Origin of the sequence: Sphingobacterium psychroaquaticum (assembly GCF_900177625.1) — a bacterium.
In the GTDB taxonomy this organism is placed as follows: domain Bacteria; phylum Bacteroidota; class Bacteroidia; order Sphingobacteriales; family Sphingobacteriaceae; genus Sphingobacterium; species Sphingobacterium psychroaquaticum.
This window is the reverse complement of the sequence record NZ_FXAU01000001.1, coordinates 1,054,637-1,070,970: the sequence shown is the minus strand read 5'-3', so window position 1 is coordinate 1,070,970 and position 16,334 is coordinate 1,054,637. Positions and strand designations below refer to the sequence as shown.

At 40.9% G+C, this 16,334-nt stretch carries 13 protein-coding genes; 7 read left to right on the top strand and 6 right to left on the bottom strand.

Translation table 11 applies throughout. From position 1 onward, the window contains the following. The first annotated feature begins 8 nt into the window (after positions 1 to 8). The gene (locus B9Y69_RS04300) at positions 9 to 866 is read left to right on the top strand and encodes an aminotransferase class IV (protein ID WP_085471738.1); all 858 of its coding nucleotides are present in this window, start codon (positions 9 to 11) and stop codon (positions 864 to 866) included. 1,227 nt (positions 867 to 2,093) lie between these two features. Here B9Y69_RS04300 and B9Y69_RS04295 read toward each other — a convergent pair. Further along, on the bottom strand, positions 2,094 to 2,978 hold the full coding sequence (locus B9Y69_RS04295) for a DMT family transporter (protein WP_085471737.1): 885 nt from the start codon (positions 2,976 to 2,978) through the stop codon (positions 2,094 to 2,096). A gap of 378 nt (positions 2,979 to 3,356) precedes the next feature. Here B9Y69_RS04295 and B9Y69_RS04290 point away from each other — a divergent pair, with 378 nt between their 5' ends. Continuing rightward, entirely contained in the window at positions 3,357 to 3,950 is a 594-nt protein-coding gene (locus B9Y69_RS04290; RefSeq protein ID WP_085471736.1) for a hypothetical protein, read from the top strand. Between the two features lie 274 nt (positions 3,951 to 4,224). Here B9Y69_RS04290 and B9Y69_RS04280 read toward each other — a convergent pair whose 3' ends face one another. From B9Y69_RS04280 to B9Y69_RS04260, 5 genes are all read right to left on the bottom strand, one after another. Next, on the bottom strand, positions 4,225 to 6,708 hold the full coding sequence (locus tag B9Y69_RS04280; RefSeq protein ID WP_085471734.1) for a S9 family peptidase: 2,484 nt from the start codon (positions 6,706 to 6,708) through the stop codon (positions 4,225 to 4,227). A 101-nt stretch (positions 6,709 to 6,809) separates the two neighbouring features. Continuing rightward, the gene (locus B9Y69_RS04275; protein WP_134432736.1) at positions 6,810 to 7,220 is read right to left on the bottom strand and encodes a hypothetical protein; all 411 of its coding nucleotides are present in this window, start codon (positions 7,218 to 7,220) and stop codon (positions 6,810 to 6,812) included. A gap of 60 nt (positions 7,221 to 7,280) precedes the next feature. Further along, positions 7,281 to 8,792 (bottom strand): SulP family inorganic anion transporter, encoded by a 1,512-nt coding sequence (locus B9Y69_RS04270; RefSeq protein ID WP_085471733.1) that lies wholly within the window; start codon positions 8,790 to 8,792, stop codon positions 7,281 to 7,283. Between the two features lie 48 nt (positions 8,793 to 8,840). Continuing rightward, complete coding sequence (locus tag B9Y69_RS04265; RefSeq protein ID WP_085471732.1) at positions 8,841 to 10,151, bottom strand: ABC transporter permease; 1,311 nt, start codon at positions 10,149 to 10,151, stop codon at positions 8,841 to 8,843. Between the two features lie 12 nt (positions 10,152 to 10,163). After that, complete coding sequence (locus B9Y69_RS04260; RefSeq protein WP_234991091.1) at positions 10,164 to 11,087, bottom strand: ABC transporter ATP-binding protein; 924 nt, start codon at positions 11,085 to 11,087, stop codon at positions 10,164 to 10,166. A 106-nt stretch (positions 11,088 to 11,193) separates the two neighbouring features. Between B9Y69_RS04260 and yihA the strand changes: the two genes are divergently transcribed. The 5 genes from yihA (at position 11,194) to cmk (ending at position 16,329) form a co-directional block, all read left to right on the top strand. Continuing rightward, on the top strand, positions 11,194 to 11,814 hold the full coding sequence (yihA, locus tag B9Y69_RS04255; protein WP_085471731.1) for a ribosome biogenesis GTP-binding protein YihA/YsxC: 621 nt from the start codon (positions 11,194 to 11,196) through the stop codon (positions 11,812 to 11,814). 3 nt (positions 11,815 to 11,817) lie between these two features. Beyond that, positions 11,818 to 12,672, top strand: a complete 855-nt coding sequence (locus tag B9Y69_RS04250) for a 4-hydroxybenzoate octaprenyltransferase (RefSeq protein WP_085471730.1) — start codon at positions 11,818 to 11,820, stop codon at positions 12,670 to 12,672. A gap of 98 nt (positions 12,673 to 12,770) precedes the next feature. Continuing rightward, positions 12,771 to 15,155 (top strand): type I DNA topoisomerase, encoded by a 2,385-nt coding sequence (topA, locus tag B9Y69_RS04245; RefSeq protein ID WP_085471729.1) that lies wholly within the window; start codon positions 12,771 to 12,773, stop codon positions 15,153 to 15,155. Between the two features lie 77 nt (positions 15,156 to 15,232). Continuing rightward, positions 15,233 to 15,646, top strand: coding sequence for a hypothetical protein (locus B9Y69_RS04240; protein ID WP_085471728.1), 414 nt, complete (start codon positions 15,233 to 15,235; stop codon positions 15,644 to 15,646). Beyond that, on the top strand, positions 15,646 to 16,329 hold the full coding sequence (gene cmk, locus B9Y69_RS04235) for a (d)CMP kinase (protein WP_085471727.1): 684 nt from the start codon (positions 15,646 to 15,648) through the stop codon (positions 16,327 to 16,329). The genes B9Y69_RS04240 and cmk overlap by 1 nt, the downstream gene beginning before the upstream one ends. The last annotated feature ends 5 nt before the right edge of the window (positions 16,330 to 16,334 follow it).

Below are 16,334 nucleotides of genomic sequence, written 5' to 3'. Positions count from 1 at the left end.
TTTTATCTATGTCAGTAGTGTATATAAATTTTAACGGGAAGATTATTCCCGCAGATGAAAATATTGCCACGGCCGATAACAGAGCACTCCGTTATGGAGATGGTTTGTTTGAAACGATGCTGTGGAAGGATGGTGATATCCGCTTTTTGAAATTGCATGTCGAGCGTTTGCAGCAGGGTTTGCAATTGCTGCAATTTGAAGAGTTTAGTATATTCGATACTTTTTTTATTCGCTCGAAAGCGGAGGAGCTGATCCGTAAGAACAATATGGTAGGGCAGCAGGTTCGTGTCCGCTTTATTGTATACCGCGATGGCGGCGGATTGTATGCGCCAGATTCTAATAAACCGGTATATATCCTGCAGGTCGCTCGGATTCCTGCCTCTTTACGCGATAAAAAGGTGGGGTTGATTGTGGATCTGTTTACTGGTTTTAAGAAGCCATATAGCGATCTTTCGCACCTGAAGTCGAATAATGCGTTGGTGTATGTGATGGCGGGGATCTTCAAGAAGAAATTTGACTATGATGAGGTTTTCTTACTGAATCAAGAGGGGTATCTCTGTGAAGGTCTGATCTCTAATATCTTTGTTTACTACGAGAAGACGCTTTATACGCCGGCGCTTACGCAAGGTTGTGTCGATGGTGTGATGCGTAAAGTGGTGATGGAGATTGCGGAAGCGGAAGGTATACCGGTCGTGGAAGCACAAATCAGCCCAGAGATCATGAAGCAAGCGGATGAGATCTTCTGTACCAATGCAGCGCAAGGTGTCCAGTGGGTTATGGGCTATAAGCAGAAGCGTTACTTCAATAAGATATCACGAATATTGCAAGATAGACTGCAAACTTGGTCGCTGAACGAAGGGGGGTAGTACGCTGCTTCAATTAGCGTCAGTAGAAAACTTGCGCAGCTGTTATCATACCGACGCTAGGAGGTATCTACGCACTATTTCTATAACGAGTATAACGTGCTTAGTTCGTAGATTCCTCCTCGTACCTCGTTCGGAATGACGGAAAAGCGTATGCTTGCGCTCTCTACAAACATCATTGCATGTTGATCTCTTGGTCACTATATTGACAGTGTATGTACCACTTTTCGAAGCAGTATACCTATGCTAACGCTCTTATAGTTACCGTCATACCGACGGGCTGCAGCTATGTTAAGACTTTTATGGTTGTCGTCATACCGACGCTAGGAGATATCTACACACTATTTCTATAACGGGTAAAACGTGCTTAGTTCATAGATTCCTCCTCGTACCTCGTTCGGAATGACGGAAAAGCGTATGCTTGCGCTCTCTACAAACATCATTGCATGTTGATCTCTTTATCGCTATATTGACAGTGTATGTACCGCTTTTCGAAGCAGTGTACCTATGCTAAGACTCTCATGATTGTTGTGATACCGACGGGCTGTAGCTATGCTAAAGCTCTTATAGTTACCGTCATACCGACGCTAGGAGGTATCTAATCACTATGTATAATAGCCCTTGCTGGCGCGATCCTGTGGCTCGTGTCCAATATTGGATTATCTAAAAGGGCGACCTCAAGGGTACCGTGGGCATGAATAGACATACGTAGGGGCTGGGCTTGTCCCTGCCCTTGACTTTGGCTTGTTATTACCCGCCACACATGCTTGTTTTTTGGTTTCGAAAAATTTAATCACTATGTATAATAGCACTATTTAATTGTCGGTAAACTTACGGCTAATGCCTTTGAATTATACTATTGTTCTACAGTAGTGCTACGGAATCGGTACATTAATGTACGGGTTTAGTACATCTCCCGTAGTAGGACTTCAGTACCTTCGTCCTACTAAACTAGTACATCAATGGTACATTAATAGGCCTTCAATAGTACTTTAGCATGTAAGTTAGCTGCGCTGGTCTTTGCTGAACTAGGAACAAAGCAGTCACAGCAGGACTCGCTTGCTGGCGCGAGCCTAATATTAAACATATAAGTATAAAGGCACGAGCTAAAAGCCTGCCTACCGCAGGCAGGCTCGCGCCAGCGACGGCCTTTGGCTCGTGCCCCGTGTTAGTTAAATGCTTAGCGGAAAGCTCTAGTCACCGCTATGAAGTCAATCCCCCCTAATCCCCTTAGGAGCCAAACTTTTTCGTTCCGGCGACACACAAAACCACGCCAGCTGTAACAGCAATCATATCTGTACTCACCGTTTCGTGCAGGATAGTTGCCGCAAGTGTCATCGCAAAGAAAGGCTGTAATAATTGCAACTGCCCAACCTGTGCAATTCCACCTTGCGCCAGGCCACGATACCAAAAGATAAAACCGATAAACATACTGAACATGGACACGTAAGCCAATCCAATCCATGCAGGTGTACTCACCTGGGAGAGTGTTGTCGGCCAGTATAGCCCGATAAAAGGTAACAGAAATGGTAGCGCAAAGACCAATCCCCAAGAGATAACTTGCCAACCTTCCATCGATTTAGCCAATCTAGCTCCTTCGGCATAACCTAGTCCACATAACAAGATTGCTCCCAGCATTAACAGATCTCCGACAGGAGACACCGTCAGTCCTTCCCGAATAGCATATCCGACCACTAAAAGACTCCCCAAAATGGAAAATAACCAGAAGATGGGTTTTGGTCGTTCACCACCACGTAAGACGCCAAATGATGCCGTCACCAAGGGGAGGAGACCTACAAAGACAATTGAATGCGCGGAGGTCATATGTTGTAGAGCCAATGCACTCAACAGCGGGAAACCGATGACAGCGCCAATAGTAACTAAGGATAGCGGAATAATAGCCTGCTTGTTTGGACGTTTTATACCAAAGAATGTAAGTACAGCAAGCGCCAATAACCCGGCTACTGCTGCACGAATCAGCGTCACAAAAACGGGATCCAAATCCTGCACTGCAAGCTTTGTTGCCGGAAGGGAGCCGCTAAAAAGTACAACGCCAATGAAGCCATTAATCCAACCGCTTTTGTTGCCTTTCGATACAGTATTCGTCTTATCCATTATATTTTATTCAGGAATATTAGATAACAAATCTATATCTATAAACGCAACTATAACAGACTCAGTTTTTGTGATTTTAATGGTTACAGATTGGAGATTAGACAAATTAATGCAATAAGAAAATATGATCTTGTGTAAAATTTTATTTGTTTAATCTATATATTTTAAGAATTTAATTCTGATAAATTTTGTTTTTTGATTTCAAGCTACCTATATTTACCCATAAAGCGCCTCAAATACAATACCATAAAGATGCTAGAGTTTCTTTACATTCTCTGACGTCTTTCGATTAAGAAGTAAACTATAACCCCTCTTGCTTTTCACAGGAGTATCTTGAAAATCCTTAAAGGGTAAAGCAAGTTTTTTAAAGTGATTATTATGAAAAAATTATTATTTGTATTTTTTAGTCTTTTTTTATTGTTTTCTTGTTCATCAGAAGATGATAATTTAAAGGTTCAGCCAGAACAAGAGTTAAATGAAACAGAAGTAATAGCTATTTTATCAAGTTCTATGGACGAGTTAAAAAGTAGAAAAATTCTACTTTATGAAAGCAGTGATAAAATAGATATAAAAGAGCAGTACAAATTGAACTTAGAATATCTTAAAAGTAGAACAGGAGTTGATTTAGAATATAATGAAGAAGAGTTTGATAATATGCTGAGTATATTTCAAGGAGATTTAACATCTGATTTTAAAATCAATGAGGAAAAAGTAAAGAAATATAAAGATGAACTTTATAAAAGTGGTAAAAAAGAAGTTTATGACAAGTCTTTAAAGATTCTTAATATAGTATATGCGAATGATCCTTCTAACTCAATAATTTCACCTAGAATTTCATGGGGCTGTGGGCTTGCTATTGCATCTAATGTTGGCGCAACATTAGGGTTAACAGCTTGTGTAACAGGAGTAGGCTGTCCTCTTGCTGTAGCAATGAAAGCTCTAGCTTTAGTGGCGGTTGTAGAAGCTTGCTAATAATAGAGAATTTAGATATGAAAAAAAAACATTATATATATGTATATCTTATGTTTTGTTTGCTATTACAAATTGCTTTGGTTTATTTTTACGTGATTAAAAAAATTAACACGAAGGAATTAATTCTAATAGGATGTGTTAACACAGGTGTATTGTCTGTTTTTATCTTAAACATCAAACACTTTAATAAAAATTAAATATGTAGCCTCACCATTTGGTTACTTTAACAAAGAAAGACGCCTTTCGGCGTCTTTCTTTGTTAATCTAAATACTTCTACCGTTTCAGCGGTGTTTCTCTATTAATTTCAGTCATATCGACATCGTTATACTTCGAATCACCCAAAAGGTGCTCAGAGAAGTAATCCGCCATCTTCCAAAAGAAATACTCCGTCATATTCCCGAAAGCATGACGCTGTCCTGGGAGCAATAAGAAGTCGAAACGTTTATTCGCTTTAATCAAAGCATCTACCATACGGATCGAGTTTGCCGGGTGCACATTATTATCAATATCACCCGTTGCAATCAACAACTTACCTTTCAAGTTCTTTGCCAACTCGGTGTTTTTATCAATCTGGTACGAGAATGTTGTATCACCTTTCGCGCTTACTTTCTCCACCACACCGTGGTGACGCTCACTCCACCAACGATTGTAAATGTTGTTTTCATGGTTACCAGCACCTGAAACGGCTACTTTAAAGAAATCCGGGTACACCAACATTGCAGCAGTCGACATAAACCCACCGCCGGAGTGCCCCGTGATCCCCACACGATTTACATCCAAGAATGAATAACGATTTGCCAGCTGCTCCGCTGCAACTTTTTTATCTTCCAAGCCGTAATCACGTAAGTTACCATAACCATAGGTATGGTACCATTTAGAACGCGAAGGATGCCCACCGCGGTTACCTACTGTAATCACGACAAACCCCATTTGCGCTAAACGATCGATACGATCCATGCTGCGACCAAAAGATTTATTGACAGCCTCTGTCTGTGGTCCAGGATATACGTACTCTACAATAGGGTACACACGCGTAGAGTCGAAATCAAATGGCTTGTACATCACCCCATAAAGATCCGTAATTCCATCTCCAGCTTTTACTTTGAACGGTTCCGGGAACTTATATCCAGCAGCAAAAAGTTGACTTAAATCCGCTTCTTCAAGCTTCATGATTAGCTGTCCAGAGGCACTATATAGATCAGATTTTGGTGCGGTATTAACGCGAGAATAGTTATTTACAAAGTATTTTCCACTTTCACTAACCTCCACCTGGTGGTCAAAATTACCTTTATTCAATAGTTTAGGTTGCCCACCATTAATGGATAGACTATAATGGTGCAAGTAGTACGGATCCTCATTTAATTCCTTTGCATTCGCTGTAAAGGTAAACTGCTGCGTCGCTTTATCGTAGCCCGTAATCGCCTCACAGTTAAACTCTCCGTTGGTAAGCTGGCGTACTAATTTACCCTCTTTGCTATATAAGTAGAAATGTCCCCAGCCATCGCGCTGCGACCAATGTATAAACTGACTTTCATTATTTACGAAGTAAGGTTTTTTGATGTCCTGATAGACATTAGAGCGCTCTTCCACAACGGTACGCACATCACCATTGATCGATACGGCAACAATATCGATCCGCTTTAAGTCACGACTACCGCGTGTTACATAAAACTCCTGATTGTCACCCAACCAGTAGCTTATAAAGTGTTTTCCTTTATAGCTAGATTTATCTTGATCTTTCCCATAGATGGCTACCGTTTGATTCTTAAACGCGCCAATTGATACCTGCTTAGCGTTAAAGTTTGCCGCATTAAAGATATATAACTCCGCTTCTGTAGAGTCCGTCTCTCCAGGAACAAGATACTTATACGTCTCCAATGTAGGTCTCTTCTGTCCAACATTATTGATTACCCAAAGCGGGTTCAGGTGACGGTTATCTTTTCGCGTTAGTGCAAAGTATTTACCATCTGGAGACCAGCTTAAACGAACAGGCTGTCTTTTCTTACTTTCATCTTCGTCCTTATCGTTGCCCGTTGTCACACTATATTGATCGCCTCCCCAAGCATAATACTGCATGCCATCCTTGGTTACCTGATGTTCTACAATCGTGGAATCTTTATCATCTTTGATCGCTTTTTCTAAATTTGCGCGATCCATCCAATAGATGTTGTAATTTTTGGCAAAGAAAACCTTATTGGTATCCGGAGATACCGATGCCCAGTAGGGTTTATCCTTCTCTTTCAACGTATCAGCAATCTCGCGCAGTTGTTTGGTTGCAATCGTATACTCGAGAAAATAGGTCTTTTTCTTTATGCTATCTGCTTTGTTTTTAAGCTTTGCCAACTCATCTTTGCTCTTCACGGTATCTTTTGTGCTACGCACCTCAAAACGGACGTGTTTTTCATCATCCGTAAATTTCAAGTTCTCAACAGCCAAATGCTGCGCATCAAAAGGGTTTTTGACAATCCGCGTTACCTGTGCGGCCATATCGGCATTATCAAACAAGACATAGCGACTTTTTGCTAATGGATCTACAACATACCATTTTTTACCTGTAGAGGTTTGGTATTCGTACCAAAAGCGGTCACTATGGTTGATCCAGTTTGGTTTTACTTCAGTGGTGAAGATCATTGTACGTAATTTGGAAGGCGAAAATTTCGCTGCCAAATTGTAATTCGCTTTGACCGTAGGTTGTTCGGTCTGCGCCATGCTCCCAAGGCTCGCGCCCAATAGGAGTAAAGAGAGTAATTTACGCATGAATATGAGTCAATAATATGATGCGCTAAAGTACAGAAAAGCCCTCTTAGGGAGGGCTTAAAGATTGTAATAATTTAAGGACATTATCCTTTAAATACGGTTTATTTCATGTTTATTACTTGATCGACGATATAACGTGTGTTTCCTCGCCAAGGCAAAACACCATGGTACTCCTTGTAGTGGAGGTCAAAAAACTTCCCACTATTAACTTCCAACATGTGGAAGATACTATCATTCTCAACCGAAAAAACAAACTCGTTACTAGAAATGCCTACACCAGCTTTAGCACTCCCAAACCCTTCTTGAATAAGCTTTCCTTCGTAGGTTTTAAAGAGATTTCCCTTTTTTACGGCGTAGTTAAGATATCCCGATTTTACTCCTTCTCCAAATACAAAGAAGTATTTCCAATAAACAAAGGCGCCGATTCCCAGAAAAGCAATAATAAGAAACCAACTTAAGAATTTACGAAAGCCATTGGATTTCTTCACAAGAGGATCATTTGATGTTGTCATACACGTAATTTATATGTATTAAAGATATTGTCTTTTTGTGATAAAATAAAATTTTAGTTATTAAGCATTATTTACCGGCGGGTAAAAACGAAACTTGATCTCTGATTTCTCAATCAGACGTCTACCATCGTCGTTAACCGATTCAAGGTACACTGTCTTATTTATTTTATCATAACGATCCTGAACCTTTTTAAGCGCCTCAAGGGCAGACATATCTACAATGCGGCTTTCGGCAAAATGAATAATCACCCGATCCGGATCATCGTTGTAGTCAAATTTTTCTACAAAGGCAGAGGCAGAACCAAAGAAAAGTGGCCCATGAATGTGGTAGTGCTTCACGCCATTTACATCGGTTGTTTTTCGTGCACGTATCATTTTTGCGTTGTCCCAGGCAAAGACCAGCGCTGAAATAACAACACCGGCAAGTACAGCTAAAGCCAGGTTATGCAGAAGAACCGTAATAACGGCAACTAAAACACAAACGAATACATCCGATTTTGGCATTTTATTGAGGATACCAAAGGTGCCCCATTTGAAGGTTGTAATGGCGACCATCATCATAACACCAACGAGCGCTGCCATGGGAATGCGCTCAATGACAGAACTACCAAACAGAATAATAAAAAGGATGGTCAAAGAACCAATGATGGCACTTAATCGGGCACGAGAACCTGCATTCAGATTCACAAAAGTCTGCGCAATCATTGCACAGCCGCCCATCCCTGTAAACAGGCCATTCGCCATATTAGCGGCTCCTTGCGCTACACATTCGCGGTTTGAGTCGCCCCGCGTGTCGGTAATCTCATCCACAATAGTAAGCGTTAGCAAACTTTCAATAAGTCCGACACTCGCCATCACCAAGGCATAAGGGAAAATAATGTATAAGGTCTCTAAGTTGAAAGGAATTTGCGGGATATGGAAAGGTGGGAAGGAGCCATCAATCTGCGCGATATCACGGACAGATTTTGTTGGGATACCAAAAGCCATGACCAAGGCAAAAACAACAACGATAGCAATCAGGGATGCTGGTACAGCTTTCGTTATTTTTGGCGCAATAAAAACCACTAATATCGTAAGAGCCACCAGTCCCAACATAGACCATAATTGTTCACCTTGAAGCCAAACCATCTCTCCATTATTCAAAACTTTAAACTGATCAACCTGAGCCATAAATATAATAACAGCTAAACCATTAAGAAAGCCATACATTACTGGTTCCGGGATAAGGCGAACAAACTTACCCAGCTTAAATACGCCGACCAGTATCTGGATAATACCAGCCAATAGGACCGCTGCAAAGAGATACTCTACACCGTGGCTCGCAATCAAAGCAACCATAACCACCACAGTAGCTCCGGCACCGCCAGAAACCATACCAGGGCGACCGCCCAGCACAGCCGTAACCAACCCCATAATAAATGCGGCATAAAGACCAGTTAGGGGAGCTAAACCTGCGAAAATGGCAAAAGACAATGATTCTGGAATCATGGTCATCGCCACGGTTAACCCGGCTAATATTTCGTTTTTATAGTTTACTTTCTGCTTAAAGTCAAATAAAGGAATACCACGCATCTGCTGAAAAATCTTAAAGTAGGCAAAAGTGGTTATTTTAATCCAATTTTAGCTTTTATACCTAAACCATTTTATAAGTTCTTTAAAGCTGGCTTTTTTACCGTACATCAAAATACCCACACGATAAATGCGTGCAGCAATAAATGTGGTAACTAAGAATCCCGAAATCAGTAGAACAACGGATACTATAATTTGCCAAGTGGGCACCCCAAAAGGAATACGTACGAGCATGGCAATAGGAGAGGTGAACGGTATAAAGCTCAACCAGGTAGCAATAGTCCCATTAGGATCGTTTACCAGGACACCAAACGAAAGTATATAGGTGAGGAGTAGCGGCATTGTAATAGGCATCGTAAACTGTGAGGCCTCCGTTTCACTATCCACTGCCGATCCAACAGCAGCAAACAGTGCGCTATAAAGAAAATAGCCACCTAAGAAAAAGATGAAAAAGCAAGATAACAATAAAGGGAAATTAACAGAGTCGAGTGCTGTCATCATATCAAAACCCATCTCAGATTTAGTCAATGCATCTTGCTCAATCCCACTTTGGAGAAGTTCAGTCTGTACATTAGCACCATTAAAAATGAAAGCCGTAGCCACACTGGTTAAGGCTATGGATAAGATAATCCACAATAGGAACTGTGTAATACCGACAAGACCAATACCGATAATTTTTCCCATCATCAGTTGGAAAGGCTTTACAGAAGAAATAACAACTTCCACAATACGACTTGTTTTTTCTTCAATAATACCACGCATAACCTGTGCACCATACAAGAACAGGGACAAATACACCAGTACAGATAACGCCATTGCAATTCCCATCGCAACCTCAGTATGACTTTCTTTAGCATCTCCTGTATCACTGATCTCTTTCGCTGTTACCGTTATTTTATCATCAATATTTTGAATAGCCTCAATATCCAACCCCAATCTTGCATATTTATCGTTTCGGATAATATCTTTCAATTGATTTTTAACCTCACTCTGGGTTGTTATATTGGGCTTCCCTGCAGACAGAAGCTCGATGCGCTGGCTGCTGTAAAAATCTTGGGGAATAATAAGCAGGTTATTATTGTCCTCTCCATCCTTTAGTTCACCCATTTGCTCCGTTAAGCTCTTGGCTGATACTTTATAGGTGATATTCTTGTTGCTCTTTAGTTTACCACCAATATTGCCTTCAAGATCAATAATATAAACCGTCGCATGGGAATCTTCAAAACTCTTTTTTGTTAAGAAAAATATGCCGACATACATACCAATAAAGAAAAGCGGCACTAAGAAGGTTGTTAATAAGAACGATTTTTTCTTTACTCGACTCAGGTATTCTCGTTGTATGATTAATAGTATTTTATTCATTAGGATGGTTATTTATAGGATAGCGGCACTGGTCACTTGTTTAATAAAGATATCGTGCATAGAAGGGATTACTTCAGACACTTGTTTAATGTTAACCTGCGGTATCAAGGCCAATAATAAATCATTTAGGGATTGTTCATTATCCACATGAACCGTAAGCTCATAATCATCGAGTGCAGCTTTGTTTTCTACAATTTCGAATGCAGGAGGTAAAGTTAGCGTATCTACCACATCTAGATACTGATACGTCACGATATAGGTTTGATTTCGGTAGGAGCGTTTTATATCCTTAACCGAGCCATCCAGAATTTTCTTCGATTTATTGATAAGGGCTATATTATCGCATAACTCCTCTACCGATTCCATACGGTGGGTGGAGTAAATAATGGTCGCACCTTTTTTGTTCAATTCCAGAATTTCATCTTGGATGATTTGTGCATTGACGGGGTCAAAGCCAGAAAAAGGTTCGTCGAGGATAATCAATTCGGGATCATGCACCACGGTAGCAACAAATTGCACTTTTTGTTGCATCCCCTTGCTTAGATCTTCCACTTTCTTATCCCACCAATCTCCCATGTTAAGACGCTCGAACCAATAGTTGATCTTTTGAATAGCTTCTTGTTTTCGAAGTCCTTTAAGCTGGGATAGATAAAGTAACTGTTCCCCAATCTTCATTTTCTTATACAACCCACGCTCTTCCGGGAGGTAACCAATCCGCGCGATATGTTTAGGTTGTAAGAGTTCACCATCAAAATATACTTCCCCCTGGTCTGGCGCCGTAATTTGATTGATAATACGGATAAGGGAGGTTTTGCCGGCACCATTCGGTCCCAGCAGACCAAAGATACTTCCTTTGGGTATAGTTAAGCTCACATCATCTAAAGCACGATGGTTGCTGTATTGTTTAACGATATTCTTAACAGTTAGCATTGGCATCTTTATGTTTGTTTTAAAGAAAGGAAAAAAAAGGCGCTTCACGTAACAAAACGTATAAAATAATTGTTATTCGTGATAAGAAATAAGAATTCTTTAACTTTGCCGGATGCTTATTAAAACCGCAGAATTTGTTTGTAGTAATACCAGAGTCGATTTGCTTCCAGCACCGACCCTGCCTGAATATGCTTTTATTGGTCGTTCCAATGTCGGTAAATCGTCGTTAATCAATGCGATGACCCGCAAGAAAGGATTGGCAAAAACGTCTCAGAAGCCTGGTAAAACACAACTTATCAATCATTTCGTCATCAATAGTAATTGGTATCTGGTCGATTTACCGGGATATGGATTCGCGCAGACTTCTAAGAAGAATAGAGCCGATTGGGAACGCTTTATCCGAAAATATCTCAGACAACGAGAAAACCTTCAATGTGTGTTTGTGTTGATTGATAGTCGACATGAACCACAGAAAATTGATCTTGACTTCTGCTGTTGGCTGGGAGAAGAAGGAATTCCATTTATGCTTGTGTTTACTAAAGCAGATAAACAATCGGGTGTAAAATCCGATCAGAACATTGCACATTTTAGACGCGCATTACTCAAGTGGTTCGAGGAAATTCCACCACATTTCTTGACTTCGGCCGAAACAAAGATTGGCACAGAAGACATCTTGAAGACTATTGATGAAATCAATATCAATTTTGAACCACCTACACTTGTCGAAAGTTAATACATGAAGAAATATATGTCGCTGGTGCTATTTGCACACAGCGTTTTTGCATTGCCATTCGCTGTAATTGGCTTTTTCTTGGCCATACAAACTACCGATCAACCTTTTGAATGGCAAAAGCTACTGCTCATGCTGCTCTGTATGGTCACAGCGAGAAATGCAGCCATGGCATTTAATCGTTACTTAGATCGCGATATCGATGCGATAAATCCGCGTACAGCTATGCGTGACATCCCGGCAGGTAAGATTTCTGCGAATCGGGCCTTAGCATTCACGATCGTGAACTGCTTGATTTTTATGGCAGCAACATACTTTATTAATAGTCTTTGTTTTTATTTGTCACCGATCGCCTTGTTTGTCGTCTTGTTTTACAGCTATACCAAACGCTTTACGCCTTTATGCCATCTCGTATTGGGTGTAGGATTAGGGTTAGCACCTATTGGCGCCTATCTGGTGGTAACAAATGCCTTTCATATTATTCCGGTCTTCTATGGACTGGCAGTCATGTGTTGGTCGGGTGGATTTGATATTATATATGCGATGCAGGATGAAGAGTTTGACCGTGAAAACGGACTGAATTCCATTCCGGCTTATTTTGGAGGAAAACGAGCACTCCGTATTTCGGAGTTGTTGCATGTTGCATCTTTTATCTTTGTACTACTTCCTATCTTTTATATGCCGGTTAGTTGGTTTTATTATATAGGTGTAATTTTTTATGGTATGCTGCTTATTTATCAACATCGGATTGTAAGCCCTACAGATTTGAGCCGTGTAGACCGTGCTTTCATGACAACCAATGGAATAGCGTCAGTTATCTTCGCTTTATTCTATCTATTGGATATTATTTTTTTAGTATAGTTTCATCGTTAATTAATATAGTTTTTTAATAGTAAGTAATAAAAAGTATTGCCATTCCATTTATAAATACTTTTATTTGCAGAAATCATTCAATATAAATGGCAAAAAATTTACTGATAGTAGAGTCACCAGCAAAAGCAAAAACGATAGAAGGGTATTTAGGAAAAGACTTCCTAGTGAAGTCTAGTTATGGACATATTCGTGATTTAGTGAAAACTGATGACGCCATAGATACCGAAAATGATTTTAAACAAAAATATGAGGTGCCGTCCGATAAGAAGGCGGTAGTCAGTGAGTTAAAAAAACTAGCAAAAGAAGCGGAAACGGTTTGGTTAGCGTCCGATGAGGACCGCGAGGGGGAAGCAATCTCGTGGCACTTATATGAAACCTTAGGCCTGAAAGAGGATAAAACTAAACGCATCGTATTTCATGAGATCACGAAACCAGCGATATTAAAGGCTATTGAAGAACCGCGTACCATCGATTATAATCTGGTTAACGCGCAGCAGGCTCGTCGTGTATTGGATCGTTTGGTAGGCTTCGAGCTTTCTCCTGTACTTTGGAAAAAAGTTAAACCTTCCTTATCCGCAGGACGTGTACAATCTGTTGCCGTACGATTAATTGTAGAGCGCGAACGCGACATCAATAAATTTGAGGCGGATGCTTCTTTTAAAGTGGTTGCAATCTTTACTACGGGAAAAGGAAAAGAACAATTTAAAGCAGAATTACCACAGCGTTTTGATAAAAAAGAAGAGGCAGCTGAGTTTTTGAATGCGTGTATTAAAGCGATATTCGAAGTCAGCTCTCTAGAAAAGAAGCCTGCTAAACGGACGCCATCGGCACCGTTTACGACGTCTACCTTGCAACAAGAGGCCAGTAGAAAGTTAGGTTTCTCAGTTGCGCGAACCATGCAGGTTGCGCAGCGTTTATATGAAGCGGGACGGATTACCTATATGCGTACCGACTCGGTAAACTTAAGTGATACGGCCATTCAGGCGGCTGAGCAAGAGATTGTGGGCGCCTATGGAGAGAAATACCACAAACAACGTCGTTACAAGACCAAAGCTGCTGGTGCACAAGAGGCACACGAGGCTATTCGTCCGACCTATTTTTCGGAACATACCATCGATGGCGATAATGCAGAACGTCGCTTATATGAGTTGATATGGAAGCGTGCTATTGCTTCACAAATGAGTGAAGCAGAGTTTGAGAAGACGACGGCAAAAATCAATATATCAACACGTTCTGAAGATTTTGTAGCAACAGGTGAAGTGATGAAATTTGATGGATTCCTGAAAGTATATATGGAATCTACCGATGAAGAGTCAGAGCAGACATTTGATAATGACGGAGACAATGCGTTGTTACCTCCGTTAGAAAAAGGACAGCCGTTGTCGTTGAAGTCATTGCAAGCGACAGAACGTTTCTCACGTCCGCCAGCACGCTATACAGAGGCTTCTTTAGTGAAGAAACTAGAAGAATTGGGTATTGGTAGACCGTCTACCTATGCACCTACTATATCCACGATACAGAACCGCGGTTACGTGGTCAAGGAAGATCGTGATGGAAGGGAACGGAGCTATGTGACACTCACGGTAGAACAGGAAGCCGTTGTCGAACAAATAAAAACGGAAATCACCGGTGCCGAACGTTCAAAAATGTTCCCGACAGATATCGGTGTTTTAGTGAATGACTTTTTGGTAGAGCATTTTAACGATATCGTCGACTACCATTTTACGGCAAAGGTGGAGAAGGAGTTTGATGAGATTGCGCAAGGTGACAAGGAGTGGACAGATATGCTCAAAAACTTCTACGGACCATTTCACGATGGTATTCAAGACACGTTAGAACATGCAGATCGTGCTACGCACGAACGCGAGCTAGGTGTTGATCCCGAAACGGGCAAGCCTGTAAGTGTGCGTGTAGGTCGTTTTGGACCGCTCGTGCAGATTGGTGCAGCTGATGATGAAGAAAAACCTCGTTTTGCATCGCTTCGTAAAGGTCAAATGATTGAAACCATCACCTTTGAAGAGGCTATGGATTTGTTTAAGCTACCCAAAAAAGTAGGGGAGTTTGAAGAAAAAGAAATGACCGTCGCAATTGGTCGCTTTGGTCCTTACATTCGTCATGCCAGTGCTTTCTATTCCTTACCTAAAGGTTTAGATCCGATGGATGTGACGGAAGAAGAAGCGGTACAAATTATCAAAGAGAAACGTCAAAAGGATATTGAGAAAGTTATCCGTGTGTTTGATGAGAATCCAGAAGCACAGATCGAAAATGGCCGTTGGGGTCCCTTTATCCGTCTAGGAAAACAAAATATTAAGATCCCTAAAGGAACTGAAGTTGAAAAAATAACGTACGAGGATGTTTTGAAATGGGCAGATGCGGATCCAAAAGGAAAAGCAAAGGCGAAAGCAAAAACAGCATCAGCGACTAAAACAACAAAGAAAGCTCCGGCTAAAAAAGCGGCAAAGAAGAAATAAAGCAAGAACTTAAGCAATCCCTGGCGTTTTTGATGAATGAAAAACGCCAGGGATAATGCAATATAGTAAGAATAACCATGAAGAAAGATTTACCGGAGAACGTTGTGGAGGATATCTCGATTGCTGTAGTCTTGGAGAATGAGACACCAGCAGAGAAGATATGGAACGTTTATCTAGTTAATGAGAAAGGGGTGCCTTTAAAAAATGTATTCGTCACGTCTAAAGGATACGGCAAGAAGGATGAGCGAGAGGTGAAGACAACCACATTAAGACATTTTTTGGGTGATGTGGATGCGAATAGCAGCTTAAAAATTGAAGCGATCGATACACAGGTTTTTGGTTTGACCAATGAATACTGGCTGAGCTATTATATAGGCGAAACGATATATGATAAAAAGTATATCTTCCTTCCTGAGAGTATCGTAGATGAGAACCTGATTAAAGTACCGCTTGTCGATAAGGCAGGAATTGTGATTGGAGGAAGCAAGTAATGGCGCATAAGAATTTTATTATTGCGATTGATGGTTTTTCGTCGTGCGGTAAAAGCACGGTAGCAAAGGCTTTAGCGAAAGAGCTTAATTATATCTTTATTGATAGTGGGGCTATGTATCGGGCGGTTACGCTTTATTTTTTACGTCATGCTATTTCGCTTGATGATAAGCCTGCTATTGTAGAGGCATTGGCGAATATCCATATTGATTTTATACCGAGTACGGAAAAAACACAGATTTTACTGAATGGGGAAGATGTATCGGAAGAAATTCGCCAGATGCATGTGTCGAACATGGTTAGTGAGGTTAGTGCGATTAAGGAAGTCCGGACAGCGATGGTTGCACAACAGCAGCAGTTGGGAAAAACCAAGCATATCGTGATGGATGGCCGGGATATTGGTACAACTGTTTTTCCAGATGCAAATCTTAAGATATTTATGACAGCGAGCCCAAGCGTACGTGCAGAGCGTCGTTTTGCTGAACTTGCTGCAAAAGGTGAATCGACCACGATGGAAGAGGTTGTAGCGAACTTAGCACATCGTGACCATATTGATAGCACACGTGAAGAAAGTCCGCTTAGACAGGCTGAGGATGCTATTGTTTTGGACAACTCTGACCTTACACAGGAAGAGCAGCTTCGCTTCGTAATTGATGAGGTTCAGAAAGCGAAATTAAAAGGATAGAAGGT